This is a genomic window from Citrobacter sp. (assembly GCF_050252275.1).
Lineage (GTDB): Bacteria > Pseudomonadota > Gammaproteobacteria > Enterobacterales > Enterobacteriaceae > Citrobacter_A > Citrobacter_A amalonaticus.
Genome location: NZ_JBFWLF010000101.1, coordinates 1 through 13,892, shown reverse-complemented (window position 1 = coordinate 13,892; position 13,892 = coordinate 1). Strand labels below are relative to the sequence as shown.

Genomic DNA, 13,892 nt, shown 5'->3' with positions numbered 1-13,892 from the left:
TTAACATCCAGTCGGCGGTAGAGTGATTCAAGATGCGCTTTCACCGTTCCGGTACTGATATTTAACGCCCGGCCAATTTCCTTATTTGACTCGCCTGATGCCAGCATCGTCAAAATTTCCCTCTGCCGGGCGCTTAATGCATGAATATCACGATATTCCGCAGCCGGAGTCGTTAGCCATTCGCCAGGTAAAAACATCATCCCCATCGCAACGCTATTGATCGCCAGTACAAATTTTTCCGGTTCAGAATCGCGGGAAATAATCGCGAGCACATTATATTGCGTCAGTTCCTGTAAACCTTTTTTCGCGCAGTCCGTCGCGATAATTAAGGTTTTGACGAGGGGGAACTGTTGCACCGTTTTTTGCAGGATCCAACGGCAAAACTCACCGTCAAGATCGCCATCCAGCATGAGCAGGGCTTCCGGGTTTTCTTCCAGTTTATACCAGAGTTCATCGGCCTGACTGACACCCTGAATACTCACTCCTGGAATTCGTTGCTGTAAACTGATTTTCATTCCATGAATAAATATTGACTGCCTGTCAAACATGATGATTTGCATTACTCTCTCCACCGTTTCCGATAATAACATTAAGGAGGGGAAGGGTATTACCCGATGGGTAAAATAAACATTCGCCATTTGGCAGGGGGCCATTTTACAGATATCACGTCGGGAGAGAAGTAAAAAAACATTTTTTTACAGCTGAAACACGAGAATTACATCCGGGGATAAAAAACGGGCAATGACTTAAGAAATTCCTTATATTTCACTACCCACTATCTTAATTGAAAATTTAATTTCAGTGAGAATAACGAACGCGCAGGAGAAAAGAAATTATCGCCTGCGCGAAATTATGTTACAGAATTAAAATTCGCATTTCATGATCATTCATCGCACGTAAAGGCTCGCTGAATTCAGCTTACAGGAACATCCCACCCGAGACTTCAATACGCTGCGCCGTCATCCATGCCAGTTCGTCGCTTAGTAACGCCGCAATCGCATCGCCAATATCATCGGGCAAACCGGCGCGGCCCAGCGCCGTCTGCGAAGCCACATACGCATTCAGTTCTTTATTATCCCGCAGATGGCCACCGCCAAAATCGGTCTCAATGGCGCCGGGCGCAATGGCATTCACCGAGATCCCACGCGCACCCAGTTCTTTCGCCTGGTAGCGCGTCAGCACTTCCATCGCCCCTTTCATTGACGCGTAGGCGGCATACCCCGGCAGGGCAAAACGCGCCAGCCCGGTTGAAACATTAAGAATACGTCCGCCCTCGTTAATCAACGGCAACAGGTGCTGCGTCAGGAAAAACGGGCCTTTAAAATGGATGCGCATCAGTTCGTCAAACATCTCTTCTGAGGTGTCAGCATACGGCGCGTATAGCCCGATCCCGGCATTGTTCACTAAATAATCAAACGTCTCTCTGTTCCAGTGAGTATTCAGTTGCGTTTTCACCTCAGAGGCAAAAGCTGCAAAACTGGCACTATCACCGACATTCAATTGAATTGCCGCCGCTTTCCTGCCTTTTTGCTCAATTTCAGCGACGACATCCCGCGCCGCCTGCTGTTGACTGTGGTAAGTAAAGAGAATATCCGTTCCTTTGTCCGCCAGCTTAAGCGCGGCATTTTTACCCAGCCCGCGGCTCCCGCCGGTCACCAATGCGATACGTTGCGTCATAAGAAACCTCATTTCAGCTGTTGTGTGGATTGAGGTAAAGCTTATTAGGTGATAGAAAAACAATAAATGTCGCTAATTGCGCATGACTGTTTCATCTGGAACAACAATAGGGCTACAGGATGGATAAAATTCATGCAATGCAGTTATTCATTCGTGTCGCAGAGCTGGAGAGTTTTTCTCGCGCTGCCGACACGCTCGGACTCCCGAAAGGTAGCGTATCGCGCCAGATTCAGGCGCTGGAAAACCATCTTGGCACCCAGCTTTTACACCGCACCACGCGGCGGGTACAACTGACGCAGGACGGCATGGTCTATTACGAACGGGCGAAAGATCTGTTGAGCAATCTGGATGAACTGGACGGTCTGTTTCAGCACGATCCCACCAGCATCAGCGGTAAGCTACGGGTCGATATGCCGGTTGGCGTCGCGCGAAATCTGGTGATCCCCCGCCTGCCCGCCTTTTTGCAGCAGTACCCTGGGATTGAACTGGAGCTCAGCAGCAGTGACCGACTGGTGGATTTGATCCGCGAAGGTTTTGACTGCGTGGTGCGCGTCGGCACGCTGAAAGACTCGGGCCTGATCGCGCGTCCGCTGGGCAAGCTTACCGTGATCAACTGCGCCAGCCAACAGTACCTGACGCGTTTTGGCTATCCGGAAAGCCTTGAAGACCTCGCCTCCCATGCGGTGGTGCATTACTCGCAAAATCTGGGAACACGACCGCCGGGCTTTGAAATCGCCACCAGCAGCGGGACACAGTGGATAAAAACCGGCGGTACGCTAACGGTTAACAGCACCGAAACCTATCACGCCGCCTGTCTGGCTGGGCTGGGAATTATTCAGGTTCCGCGCGTCGGGGTTCGTGAGGCGTTACGCAATGGCACGCTCGTTGAGGTGCTGCCGCAATACCGCGCCTTGCCGATGCCGGTATCGCTGCTTTACCCGCACCGGCGTAATCTTTCACGCCGTGTGCACCTGTTTATGGAGTGGCTGACCGGGGTAATGAAGGACTACGTGGACTGAGACGCTATACTGTCCAGAGAATTAACAAAAAAAGGACGCCTGACCTGATGATGCAGGATAACGACGTAAAACGCCCCACTCAGGAACTTGAACACGACCCGGTACGCAAAATCGACACGACCGGGGACGCCGAGCACGAGAAGAAAAGCACCGCCAGCGAGACGCTGAAAACGGTGACCACCACCGTCGAAAAAATCCAGCGCATTCCGGTGATTGCGCATCTGCTCCGCGCGGCTGAACGCTTTAACGATCGGTTAGGGAACCAGTTCGGCGCGGCCATTACCTACTTCTCGTTTTTGTCGATGATCCCCATCCTGATGGTGTCGTTTGCCGCCGCAGGCTTTATTCTTGCCTCGCATCCCACGCTGTTGCAGGACATCTTCACTAAAATCCTGATGAACGTCAGCGACCCGACGCTTGCCGCTACGCTGAAAAGCACCATCAATACGGCGGTACAGCAGCGTACCACCGTTGGTCTGGTCGGGTTAGGGATCGCCCTCTACTCCGGGATTAACTGGATGGGCAACCTGCGCGAGGCGATCCGCGCCCAGTCGCGGGACGTCTGGGAGCGCACGCCGCAGGATCAGGAAAAAATCTGGATCAAATACCTGCGCGATTTCATCTCACTGATTGGCCTGTTGATTGCACTGATTGTGACGCTGTCGATCACTTCCGTCGCCGGTTCGGCGCAACAGATGATTATCTCCGCCCTCTATCTCGACAGCATCGAGTGGCTAAAGCCCACCTGGCGGTTGATTGGCCTGGCGATCTCCATTTTTGCCAACTACCTGTTGTTCTTCTGGATTTTCTGGCGTCTGCCGCGTCATCGTCCACGTAAAAAGGCATTGATTCGCGGCACGCTGATTGCGGCGATTGGCTTTGAAGTCATTAAAATCATCATGACCTGGACGCTGCCGGCGCTGGTGAAATCCCCTTCCGGCGCGGCGTTTGGTTCCGTACTAGGACTGATGGCGTTCTTCTACTTTTTCGCACGTCTGACGCTGTTCTGCGCGGCGTGGATTGCAACCGCCGAATACAAAGACGATCCCCGGATGCCGGGCAAAACGCACCGTTGATGCGCGGTATTATGCCGGATGGCGCTGTGCTTATCCGGCCTACCTTTCACCCGCTACCCAGGCCAGATAAGTGTCTTACGTCGCCATCCGGCAATATGTTCAGGCACTTACTTCCGCCTCGCTCCGTTCATTTAGCACATAAATCCAGTCCTTAACTTTTATTTAACCAAAAACCAGTTTTATCCACTCATTTTTAAATTATGTGAAGCATTTCATGGACGAGAAATCGCAGGCGCAAACATTATTCGCTTTTTGCCTGATTTTTAACCATATCGAGCGATTGTTACAGATTGAATTGTCGCTTTTGCTGTGCGTAATATGGCCGTTCGTTCGCCAAAAAATAAGAAAATACTATGCAAGCAACCGCCACCACACTCGATAACGAACAGGAACATACTCCGGTCAATTCGCGCAATAAGGTCGTCGTCGCCTCGCTCATTGGCACCGCCATTGAGTTCTTCGACTTCTATATTTATGCGACCGCCGCCGTGATTGTCTTCCCGCACATCTTCTTCCCGCAGGGCGACCCGACAGCGGCAACGCTACAGTCGCTCGCCACGTTTGCCATCGCCTTTGTCGCGCGTCCAATTGGTTCCGCGCTCTTCGGCCACTTTGGCGATCGGGTAGGACGTAAAGTGACGCTGGTGGCGTCTTTGCTGACAATGGGGATCTCAACGGTGATCATCGGCCTGCTGCCAGGCTATGCCACCATTGGCATTTTCGCCCCACTTCTGCTGGCGCTGGCTCGTTTTGGGCAGGGGCTGGGACTGGGTGGTGAATGGGGCGGCGCGGCGCTGCTGGCGACAGAGAACGCCCCGCCGCGTAAGCGCGCGCTGTATGGCTCGTTCCCGCAACTGGGCGCACCGATTGGCTTTTTCTTTGCTAACGGCACCTTCCTGCTGCTCTCCTGGCTGCTGACGGATGAGCAGTTCATGAGCTGGGGCTGGCGTGTTCCGTTTATCTTCTCAGCGGTGCTGGTGATTATCGGCCTGTACGTCCGCGTTTCCCTGCATGAGACGCCGGTTTTCGCTAAAGTGGCCGCCGCGAAAAAACAGGTGAAAATCCCGCTGGGTACGTTGCTGACTAAACACGTTCGCGTGACCATTCTCGGCACGTTCATCATGCTGGCGACCTATACGCTGTTCTATATCATGACCGTGTATTCGATGACGTTCAGTACCGCCGCTGCGCCGGTCGGTCTGGGCCTGCCGCGCAACGACGTGTTGTGGATGCTGATGATGGCGGTCATTGGCTTTGGCGTGATGGTGCCGGTCGCCGGTCTGCTCGCAGACGCGTTTGGTCGCCGCAAGAGCATGGTCATCATCACCACAATGATTATCCTGTTCGCGCTGTTCGCCTTTAAACCGCTGCTGGGATCCGGCAATCCGGCGCTGGTCTTCGCCTTCCTGCTGCTTGGGCTGAGCCTGATGGGGCTGACGTTCGGGCCGATGGGCGCACTGTTGCCTGAGCTGTTCCCGACGGAAGTGCGTTACACCGGCGCATCGTTCTCCTATAACGTCTCTTCGATTCTCGGGGCATCCGTCGCACCGTATATCGCCGCGTGGTTGCAGTCCAATTATGGTCTTGCCGCCGTAGGAACCTACCTGGCATCGATGGCGGCATTAACCCTGATCGCGCTGCTGTTAACTCACGAAACGCGTCATCAGTCGCTGTAATCTTTACATGCCGGGTAGAGGCGACGCCTTACCCGGCACTGCGCATCACTTCTTCAACTGCGACAATATCGTCCGGCACTGGTTGGCGTCACCTTCTGACGGTGAAATCAGCGCCAGCAGCGCGGCGGCAGGCGTCACTAACGTCGCCAGCGCCGCGGCTACCGCGCCACGCGCAATCAACGGCCCGGCCTTTACCCCCGCCTGAGGGTTCTTAAACGTTCCGCGCACATACAACGGCGAACGCAAGGTAATAATGCGGATGCCTTTGCTCTCCGGGTCGATGGTCAAATCCAGCTGTTCGGAGGCAAAGCTCGCCGTCCCGGTGACGTTGATCAGCGCGTTTTCAGTGTCGAACGCGAAAATTTGTGGGCGCGCCACGCCGTTTACGATATCCAGATTCGCCGCCGCGCAGTTAACCCGCACTTCGTCATCGCCAAAGATCTGCCCGACGATGAAGTTCCCGACGTTCAGACCGACAATCTCCATCAGGTTGCGGCTAATCAGTCCGTCGTTCATCAGCAGTTTCAGGTTGCCGTTGCTGTTACCCAGCAGCGCCGCCACGGAATTCCCGGTCCCGCGAAATTCGGCGTCACCGCTCATCTCCCCCAGCGTTTTCTGCATCAGTTCAACGTCCGGCATCAGTTCTTTCAGTTTTAAACGCCGCGCCTGAATATCCGCACGCCCCTGCATTGGCTTTTTATCCCCTTCCAGATGGATATTCGCATTGATGCTGCCGCCCGCCAGACCAAACTTCAACGGTTGCAGACGCAGATCGGCATTCTGCAGAAGAATGTGGGTCGAGAGATCGCTGACAGGCAGGCTGCTGCCATGTTCAATACGCCGTCCTTTAAAGCGCACATCGGCATCCATCACGTTCCATTTGTCCGTTTCGAAGCGGTCATAAGGCAGTACTTTGTCCGCGGGTTGTACGCTCTTCTCGCCCTTTTTCTGTTCCGAACGCTGCGCTTTTTCTGTGCCTTTACCGGAATCGACGCCGATCAGCGGTCCTAAATCCGCCAGCCTGAGCTGGCGCGATTCCACCTCTCCTTCCAGCTTCGGACGCGGTTTCCCTGTCGTATAGGTCAGCGAACCATGAATATCGCTGTCGCCGATCCGCCCATTGAACCCCCTGTAGTCAAACACCGATGATGCGTTGGTATCGATTTTCGCCACCAGCCGACCGTCCGTTTCGAACGGCGGCGTATCCGGCAGCAGCACTCCCGTCAGATCGTACAGCTCACCCAGGGAATCCCCGGAGAATTTCAGTTGCAGATCGACGCCGCCCATCTTCATTGGGTCCTTAACCACGCCCACCAGCGCCACCCGGGTATTGCCGGAACGGAAATCGGCCTGTACCGGAAACGCTGCCCCTTCGCTACGCAGCGCCAGCATGCCGCCCATTTTTCCCGTTCCGGTGAGCGGTTCGCCGTTGTATCGCCCCTGCGCCTTCAGACCAAATACGTAGTCTTCAACCTTCGCGTTATCGCCTTTCGCTTTATTTCCCGTGACTTCACTGAACGGCAACGGTTTGCCCAGCGGATCGACCAGGATCTCAATATCAGCTTTACTGACCTTATCGTCGATAGCGATCCGCCCCTGATCGAAGAGAATAGTGTCCAGCCGGAAGGACCAGTCAGACGGCTGCGCATTCGGGTCTTTGTTTTCGCTATTCGCGAGGTCGAAGGTCCAGTTATTGTTTTTCTCGGACAGGCGAATCAGCCGCGCATCGGGTTTCACCAGCTTGATCCACGGCAGCCAGACGGTTTTGCTTAACAACGCCAGCGGGGCGATCGTCGCGTCGACGCGGGGAAGGTGCACCATCGTCACTTCAGGAATGTCGGGGGGATTGCCGAGGATAATATCTTCAGCATGTACGTGCGGCCACGGCACCCAACTGCGCCAGCCGGTCTCCTGCTTCTGGCGTTCCCAGACAACGCCCAAATCACCGCGAATAGCGAACGGTCGGTTAAGTTCGGTAGAGACTTTCTGGTTGATGGTCGGTTTGAGGCGGTTCCAGTCAAATGTCGCTATCAACACGATAACGACCACGATCAACAACAAGAAAGTCCCTGTTATCACTGCAGTTATTTTTCCGGCTTTGGTCATAGTTAGCATCCTCACGTCTTTCCTTGCCTGTCCTAAAGATAGTCCAGCCAGACGGAGTTAGCGGAAACTGCCGGTTTTTACAGTGACAGAATGACCTCATCGAGGTAGGCGAACGGGACCGGGCGCGACAGAAAATAGCCCTGTGCAGCAAAGGCAGGAGAACGTTGTACGTCGCGCCACTCTTCCAGCGTTTCCACCCCTTCAACGATCACGCCGCGGCAATAGCGGTTCATCAGTTGCAGCAGCATGGTGAAGAGATTGCGCCCCTCTGGCGTCTGGCGAAGCATCACGAACAGTTCGCGCGCGACTTTAATGTAGTCATAACGGACTTCATTCAGCGCAGAGAAATTCGCCATCCCGGTGCCGAAATCATCCAGCCACAGCGGACCAAATTCGCACATGCTGGCAAACGAGGATTCTTTTGGTAGATGGATATGTTCGACCAGCTCAAAACGCAGCCACGACATCCGCTCAATCATCTGCACCATGTTGGGTTGCTGGCGCATGGCGAAGAGCGTCGGGCCATCGACATTCACAGAGGCCAGCAATTCATGACGCTGGAAAAAGTCGGTCTTCTGCTCCAGTAGCTGAAGTTGTTCTTTGACGATATCAATGCGATGGCGCACCGCCACCCCGGCAAAATAACGGTCAGGCGCGATACGTTGGGTTGGGTTGTCCGGATGCGTCACCACCGTCAACAGCTCAACGGCTAACAGGCGTCCGTCGGTCCGGTAAATCGGCTGATAAGTGTAAGCACGCTCGCACTGCAGCCAAAAGCGCCGATCCTGCAAGCTTTCAACGCTCGCCTCGGAATTGCTTCGCTGCTGGATAACCTGGTTTATCATCTCAGATGTCCCGTGATTAAGTGTGTTACTGCCCCGACTCGTCAAAGGTTATCGGCCTTCGGACGGAGAACTTTATGTTCAGCCTCGCGCAAAATCGAAAACGGTTTTGTAAAAATCAATGCAGAATACGGACTGGCTCAAAAAAAATTTTGGAACGTTGTTTTAATATGATTGACCACCTAACACCCACAGCGCACACTAACGCTAACTTTTTTTAAGCAGGTTCACGACTATGTCCAAAAAGATTGCCGTGATTGGCGAATGCATGATTGAGCTGTCACAGAAAGGCGCAGATGTTCAGCGCGGATTCGGTGGCGACACATTGAATACCTCCGTTTACATTGCCCGTCAGGTTGATGCTGCGGCGCTCTCCGTGCACTACGTCACGGCGCTGGGCACGGACAGTTTCAGCCAGCAGATGCTCGAGTCATGGCAAGGCGAAAACGTGGATACCTCGCTGACGCAGCGCATGGAAAACCGTCTGCCTGGCCTCTACTACATCGAGACGGACAGCACCGGTGAGCGGACGTTCTATTACTGGCGCAACGAAGCAGCAGCGAAATTCTGGCTGGAGAGCGAACAGTCAGCGGCTATCTGCGAAGAGCTGGCGACCTTTGATTATCTCTACCTGAGCGGTATCAGCCTCGCGATCCTGAGCCCATCCAGCCGCGACAAACTGCTGTCGCTGCTGCGAGAATGCCGCGCCAACGGCGGGAAAGTGATTTTCGACAACAACTATCGTCCGCGCCTGTGGGCCAGCAAAGAAGAGACCCGGCAGGTGTATCAGAAGATGCTGGAATGCACTGATATTGCCTTCCTGACGCTGGACGACGAAGATTTGCTCTGGGGCGTGAAGCCGGTTGAAGAGGTGATCGCACGGACGCATGCCGCGGGTGTGCAGGAAGTGGTGGTGAAACGCGGTGCGGATTCGTGCCTGGTGTCTGTCGACGGTAACGCACCGATCGACGTTCCTGCGGTGAAACTGCCGAAAGAAAAAGTGATCGATACCACCGCCGCTGGCGATTCGTTCAGCGCCGGGTATCTGGCCGTTCGCCTGACCGGCGGCGATGCGGTTAACGCTGCCAAACGAGGCCACCTGACCGCCAGCACCGTTATTCAGCATCGCGGGGCGATTATCCCACGCGACGCCATGCCGCAGTAAGACCAACGCCGCAGGCGCGGCGTAAACGCCTTATCCGGCCCGGGAAACGCGTTCTTCCAGGCCGGATAAGCGCAGCATCATCAGGCAATCCACCCTACCGTGCAGCCGGAATATCTGTCACTTCCGGATGCGCATCATCCGTTTCTGCCGGTGTCGCCGCGGCAGTCACCGGCGCCATGATTTGATCCCACGTCGCCTGCAACTCTTTCATGTTGAATTCCGGTTCGCCTTTCGGCTGTAGCAGAATCAGCGCCATATCCTGCGACAACTGCTGACGCAGATCCTGATTCAACATCTCAACGGTCAGGCTGTTCAGGAAGTCCTGACGCAAACGCTGGTACTGTTCAGGCGCGATATCTACGACCTGATTTTGCAGCGAGCGCAGACGCTGACTGATGAGAATATCGGTATCGGTACGAGCGTAGGTCGCAAACAGTTTCTGCAGTTCCAGATTCTTTTGCGCCACCAGGGCGTTGAACTCTTCTTCCGGCAGGCCGTTATCACGTACCTTCGCCAGTTCACGCGCCACGGTGCTCAGATTGGCGGAAATCTTGTCGTTTGGCGATTCGATGTTGATTGCGCACTGCGCGCGCAGGAACAGCACGCGGCAGTCAAAGCCGAGGCCGATATCTTTCGCGTTGTTCTTACTCAGCGCCTGCTGGACGTGCCAGAACAGCGCCTCACGCGCTAAATCCGCGCGCCAGTAGCGCAACAGCGCGGCAGACTCGCGAATCGGCTGCCACGGCGTATCCCACATGACAGAGAGACGATCCTGGCGCACCGCGTCGGTCATAATGCTCACCGCCTCCGCACGCAACGGCGAGAGCGTCGGCACCGGCGCAGGGGTTTCACGTTTCCCTTTCAGTTCACCAAAGGTTTTGTTGATTTGCTCGGCCACCGACCGCGCATCAACGTTGCCGACAACAATCAGCGTCATCGCGTCTGGGGTGTACCACTTCTGGTAGAACTCATGCACTTTCTCCGCGTCCACCGGCATTTTTACCGGCTCGGCAGGATCGTGACCCAACAGCGCCGACCCTTTCAGACGATAGCGCCACCAGCCGTCTTTCGTATCGACGGGCAGCGTGGTGACCATGTCCTCTGTGTTTAGCGCATGATTGACGACGTCGGGGGTGATCGTCAGTTTGCCCATCGTGTTCGCCAGATAGTTCAGCGACTCTTTCAGCAGGTCGCTGCGGTTATTGGGCAGGCTGAGATTGTACTGTGTGGAGTCGTAAGAGACGGTGACGGGCGGCATCGGACGTTTAGGGTCAAAACCCTGCTGCCACAGTGAACGTGCCTGCGCGGCATCAAGGCCGCCACTTTGGGTTAACGCAATACGGGGAATAAGATGACTGAAACCGCTCTGTTGAGTACTTTCGGCGAGCGAACCGGTATTTACCTGCAGGCGGACCTCGATACGGTCGCTGGGGCGCTGCGGGGTGGCTAACACTTGCCACTGTAAACCATTCGCCAGCGTCCCCTGTTGCCATGCTGGGTCAGGCTGGAGCGCATCTGCCTGCACATAGCCAGCAGTGGCCATCATCAGCAAACCGCCCGCTAAAAGTCGAATTTTTGTGCCCTGCATGTGAACCCCTGATCAACAATCCTGGTAATAAAAAGACAACCCCAGTTAGGCTTGTCTGAATATGACGTTAAAAACACTTCGTGTTAGACCGCAAGAACATGAAAATGTCACGGAAGAAGTGAAATAAACCCGATACCTCCATGTTGAAGGATTCGGGCCCAGGGGTCAATTATGCGCAGGAGCCCGCAGCCCCACAAGGGACTGCGGTCATAAGTATCGAAATTAAGAGGATATTTCGTGCGTTTTGCCTTCAGGTGCACGATTATTCAGCACATCATCAAGCTTCTTGTGGTCCAGTTCCTTCACCCACTTCGCGACCACGACCGTTGCCACGCCGTTACCGACCAGATTGGTCAGCGCACGGGCTTCAGACATGAAACGGTCGATACCGAGGATAAGCGCCAGACCGGCAACCGGCAGATGGCCAACCGCAGAGATAGTGGCCGCCAGCACGATAAAGCCACTTCCGGTCACGCCCGCCGCCCCTTTCGAGGAGAGCAGCAGTACCACCAGCAGCGTAATCTGATGGAAGATATCCATATGACTGTTGGTGGCCTGGGCGATAAACACCGCCGCCATCGTCAGGTATATCGAGGTTCCATCAAGGTTAAACGAATAGCCGGTGGGAATCACCAGCCCCACAACCGACTTGCGACAGCCAAGCTTTTCCATCTTGTCGAGCATACGCGGTAACGCAGACTCGGAAGAGGACGTCCCCAGCACGATCAGCAGTTCTTCACGAATATAGCGGATAAACTTAAAGATGCTGAAGCCTGTTGCACGGGCGATCGAACCCAGCACAACAACCACAAACAGGATACAGGTGATGTAGAAGCAAACGATCAGTTGCCCCAACTGCACCAGCGTACCCACGCCATATTTACCGATGGTAAACGCCATCGCCCCGAACGCCCCGATTGGCGCCAGACGCATGATCATGTTGATGATGCCGAAAATGACCTGCGAGAAGCTTTCAATGACGTTGAAAATCAGTTGGCCTTTGCTGCCCAGACGATGCAGGGCAAAACCAAACATCACCGCAAACAGCAGAACCTGCAAGATGTTACCACTGGCAAAGGCGCCAATGACGCTGCCCGGGATAATATCCATCAGGAAGCCTACGATTCCCTGGTCTTTTGCCTGTTCGGCGTAAATCGCTACCGCTTTCGCATCCAGCGTTGCCGGATCGACGTTCATCCCGGCACCGGGCTGTACCACGTTAACGATGATGAGACCAATGATCAGCGCAATCGTACTGACAATCTCAAAGTAAAGCAGCGCAACTGCACCTGTACGGCCCACCGCTTTCATACTTTCCATGCCTGCAATGCCAGTCACGACAGTACAGAAGATAACCGGTGCGATGACCATCTTGATCAGCTTAACGAACGCGTCGCCAAGCGGTTTCATTTGTGCGCCTAATTCAGGGTAGTAATGGCCAAGGAGAATACCAATGGCAATTGCTGTCAGGACCTGAAAGTAGAGGCTTTTAAACAGAGAGATTTTCATAGGGTGTCCTTGAAGTAAAAACCACAGGTCTTATAAGGTTTTGGTTAACCTGCGGCCTTAAAATAACACCCAGACAACATCACAGAAATGCACCAGGATCATAATTGAAACAAAAATGTTAAAAACCTTGAGCTGGCTCGCACAAGCCGGACCTTTTTAAAGTATTGTAATCACATCAATTGTGCTTCAGATAACGTTCTTCGAAGGTTTCAGCGGGTACCGCACGGGCATAAAGGAAGCCCTGAGCGATTTCAACCCCCGCCTGCGCCAGCCATTCACGCTGCGCTTCGGTCTCGACGCCTTCCGCCACCATCTGCAAATTCAGACTGCGCGCCAGCAGGATAATCGCCGAGACCATGCTGTTATCTTCCGGCAGGCCATCGACAAACATTTTGTCGATTTTCAGCACGTCGATGGGCAGGGATTTCATGTGCTGGAGCTGGCGCAGCCCCGCGTAGCCCATGCCAAAATCGTCCAGCGCGATACGCACGCCGGCGTTACGCAACGGACGCAGTATCGCCACGGCGGCATGCGGGTCGTCGATCCGCCGACTCTCCGTCACTTCCAGAATGAGCGTACCCGGCTGGATACGATAACGATTTAACAGTTCCAGCATGTCTGACACCATATTCGGGTGCATCAACTGGAGTGCTGACAGATTGACCGACAGCGGCAGCGTGATCCCCCGTTCCTGCCAGGCTGCGAGCTGACGACAAGATTCTTCCAACACCCAGTGGCCCACGGTGACCATCAGGCCGCAGGACTCAATCCGCTCAATCAACCCTTCCGGCAATTCCCAGCTCCCGTCCGGCTGCTGCATACGCAGCAACGCTTCGGCGCTGACCACGTTGCCGCTGCTCATCTCCACCTGAGGCTGCAACCAGAGGGCAAAGCGGTGATTGTCCAGCGCGGTGAGAATATCGCTCTCTTCGGTCAGCCGTTTCTGGGCGATTTCCATCTGCTCAGGATCGAAGAACTGAATCTGATTTTTGCCCTTGCGCCGGGCGGTAAACGCTGCGGATACCGCGCGCCCGTAGAGCTGTTCGGCGCTGAGATCGCCGTAATACATCGCCACGCCAATGCAGCAGCTTGGGCGAAGTTGGATCCCCTGCACCGGCAGTCGCTCATTGATGATAGTGAGTACTTGCTGACCTAATGTGATCGCGTGCCACGGCTCTTTGACGCCGTGGGCGATAATGGCAAAATCGTAACCGCTGACCTGCGCGAGCACCAT

11 protein-coding genes are annotated in these 13,892 nt (G+C 54.7%); 4 read left to right on the top strand and 7 right to left on the bottom strand.

Annotated elements, in window-relative coordinates; all coding sequences use genetic code 11:
* Together AB7E14_RS10745 and AB7E14_RS10740 are read right to left on the bottom strand one after the other, a co-directional pair.
* The coding region (locus tag AB7E14_RS10745) for a response regulator transcription factor (protein ID WP_428169512.1) at positions 1-560 on the bottom strand (560 nt) is incomplete at its 3' end.
* A 358-nt stretch (positions 561-918) separates the two neighbouring features.
* Complete coding sequence (locus tag AB7E14_RS10740) at positions 919-1,677, bottom strand: SDR family NAD(P)-dependent oxidoreductase (RefSeq protein WP_042998535.1); 759 nt, start codon at positions 1,675-1,677, stop codon at positions 919-921.
* A 119-nt stretch (positions 1,678-1,796) separates the two neighbouring features.
* Here AB7E14_RS10740 and AB7E14_RS10735 point away from each other — a divergent pair, with 119 nt between their 5' ends.
* From AB7E14_RS10735 to AB7E14_RS10725, 3 genes are all read left to right on the top strand, one after another.
* Positions 1,797-2,696, top strand: a complete 900-nt coding sequence (locus tag AB7E14_RS10735; RefSeq protein WP_042998536.1) for a LysR family transcriptional regulator — start codon at positions 1,797-1,799, stop codon at positions 2,694-2,696.
* A gap of 47 nt (positions 2,697-2,743) precedes the next feature.
* Positions 2,744-3,772 (top strand): inner membrane protein YhjD, encoded by a 1,029-nt coding sequence (yhjD, locus tag AB7E14_RS10730; protein ID WP_044253716.1) that lies wholly within the window; start codon positions 2,744-2,746, stop codon positions 3,770-3,772.
* A gap of 353 nt (positions 3,773-4,125) precedes the next feature.
* Positions 4,126-5,448, top strand: coding sequence for an MFS transporter (locus AB7E14_RS10725; protein ID WP_042998538.1), 1,323 nt, complete (start codon positions 4,126-4,128; stop codon positions 5,446-5,448).
* Between the two features lie 45 nt (positions 5,449-5,493).
* Here the strand turns inward: AB7E14_RS10725 and AB7E14_RS10720 are convergent, their stop codons facing one another.
* Both AB7E14_RS10720 and pdeH read right to left on the bottom strand, forming a co-directional pair.
* The gene (locus AB7E14_RS10720; protein WP_044267258.1) at positions 5,494-7,554 is read right to left on the bottom strand and encodes an AsmA family protein; all 2,061 of its coding nucleotides are present in this window, start codon (positions 7,552-7,554) and stop codon (positions 5,494-5,496) included.
* A 77-nt stretch (positions 7,555-7,631) separates the two neighbouring features.
* On the bottom strand, positions 7,632-8,399 hold the full coding sequence (pdeH, locus tag AB7E14_RS10715; protein ID WP_216081937.1) for a cyclic-guanylate-specific phosphodiesterase: 768 nt from the start codon (positions 8,397-8,399) through the stop codon (positions 7,632-7,634).
* Between the two features lie 232 nt (positions 8,400-8,631).
* Here pdeH and AB7E14_RS10710 point away from each other — a divergent pair, with 232 nt between their 5' ends.
* Positions 8,632-9,561: a sugar kinase gene (locus AB7E14_RS10710; RefSeq protein WP_046401659.1), complete on the top strand. Its 930-nt coding sequence runs from the start codon at positions 8,632-8,634 to the stop codon at positions 9,559-9,561.
* Between the two features lie 94 nt (positions 9,562-9,655).
* Here the strand turns inward: AB7E14_RS10710 and AB7E14_RS10705 are convergent, their stop codons facing one another.
* The 3 genes from AB7E14_RS10705 to AB7E14_RS10695 all read right to left on the bottom strand — a co-directional run.
* Positions 9,656-11,149, bottom strand: a complete 1,494-nt coding sequence (locus AB7E14_RS10705) for a M16 family metallopeptidase (RefSeq protein ID WP_042998542.1) — start codon at positions 11,147-11,149, stop codon at positions 9,656-9,658.
* A 222-nt stretch (positions 11,150-11,371) separates the two neighbouring features.
* Positions 11,372-12,658, bottom strand: coding sequence for a C4-dicarboxylate transporter DctC (gene dctA / locus AB7E14_RS10700; protein WP_042323143.1), 1,287 nt, complete (start codon positions 12,656-12,658; stop codon positions 11,372-11,374).
* 175 nt (positions 12,659-12,833) lie between these two features.
* Positions 12,834-13,892 (bottom strand): EAL domain-containing protein (locus tag AB7E14_RS10695; RefSeq protein ID WP_428169511.1); only part of this gene is annotated, 1,059 nt, incomplete at its 5' end.

Coding starts and splice junctions, on each gene's coding strand:
- AB7E14_RS10740 (WP_042998535.1), bottom strand. CDS start 1,677: ATGACGCAACGTATCGCATTGGTGACCGGCGGGAGCCGCGGGCTGGGT.
- AB7E14_RS10735 (WP_042998536.1), top strand. CDS start 1,797: ATGGATAAAATTCATGCAATGCAGTTATTCATTCGTGTCGCAGAGCTG.
- yhjD (WP_044253716.1), top strand. CDS start 2,744: ATGATGCAGGATAACGACGTAAAACGCCCCACTCAGGAACTTGAACAC.
- AB7E14_RS10725 (WP_042998538.1), top strand. CDS start 4,126: ATGCAAGCAACCGCCACCACACTCGATAACGAACAGGAACATACTCCG.
- AB7E14_RS10720 (WP_044267258.1), bottom strand. CDS start 7,554: ATGACCAAAGCCGGAAAAATAACTGCAGTGATAACAGGGACTTTCTTG.
- pdeH (WP_216081937.1), bottom strand. CDS start 8,399: ATGATAAACCAGGTTATCCAGCAGCGAAGCAATTCCGAGGCGAGCGTT.
- AB7E14_RS10710 (WP_046401659.1), top strand. CDS start 8,632: ATGTCCAAAAAGATTGCCGTGATTGGCGAATGCATGATTGAGCTGTCA.
- AB7E14_RS10705 (WP_042998542.1), bottom strand. CDS start 11,149: ATGCAGGGCACAAAAATTCGACTTTTAGCGGGCGGTTTGCTGATGATG.
- dctA (WP_042323143.1), bottom strand. CDS start 12,658: ATGAAAATCTCTCTGTTTAAAAGCCTCTACTTTCAGGTCCTGACAGCA.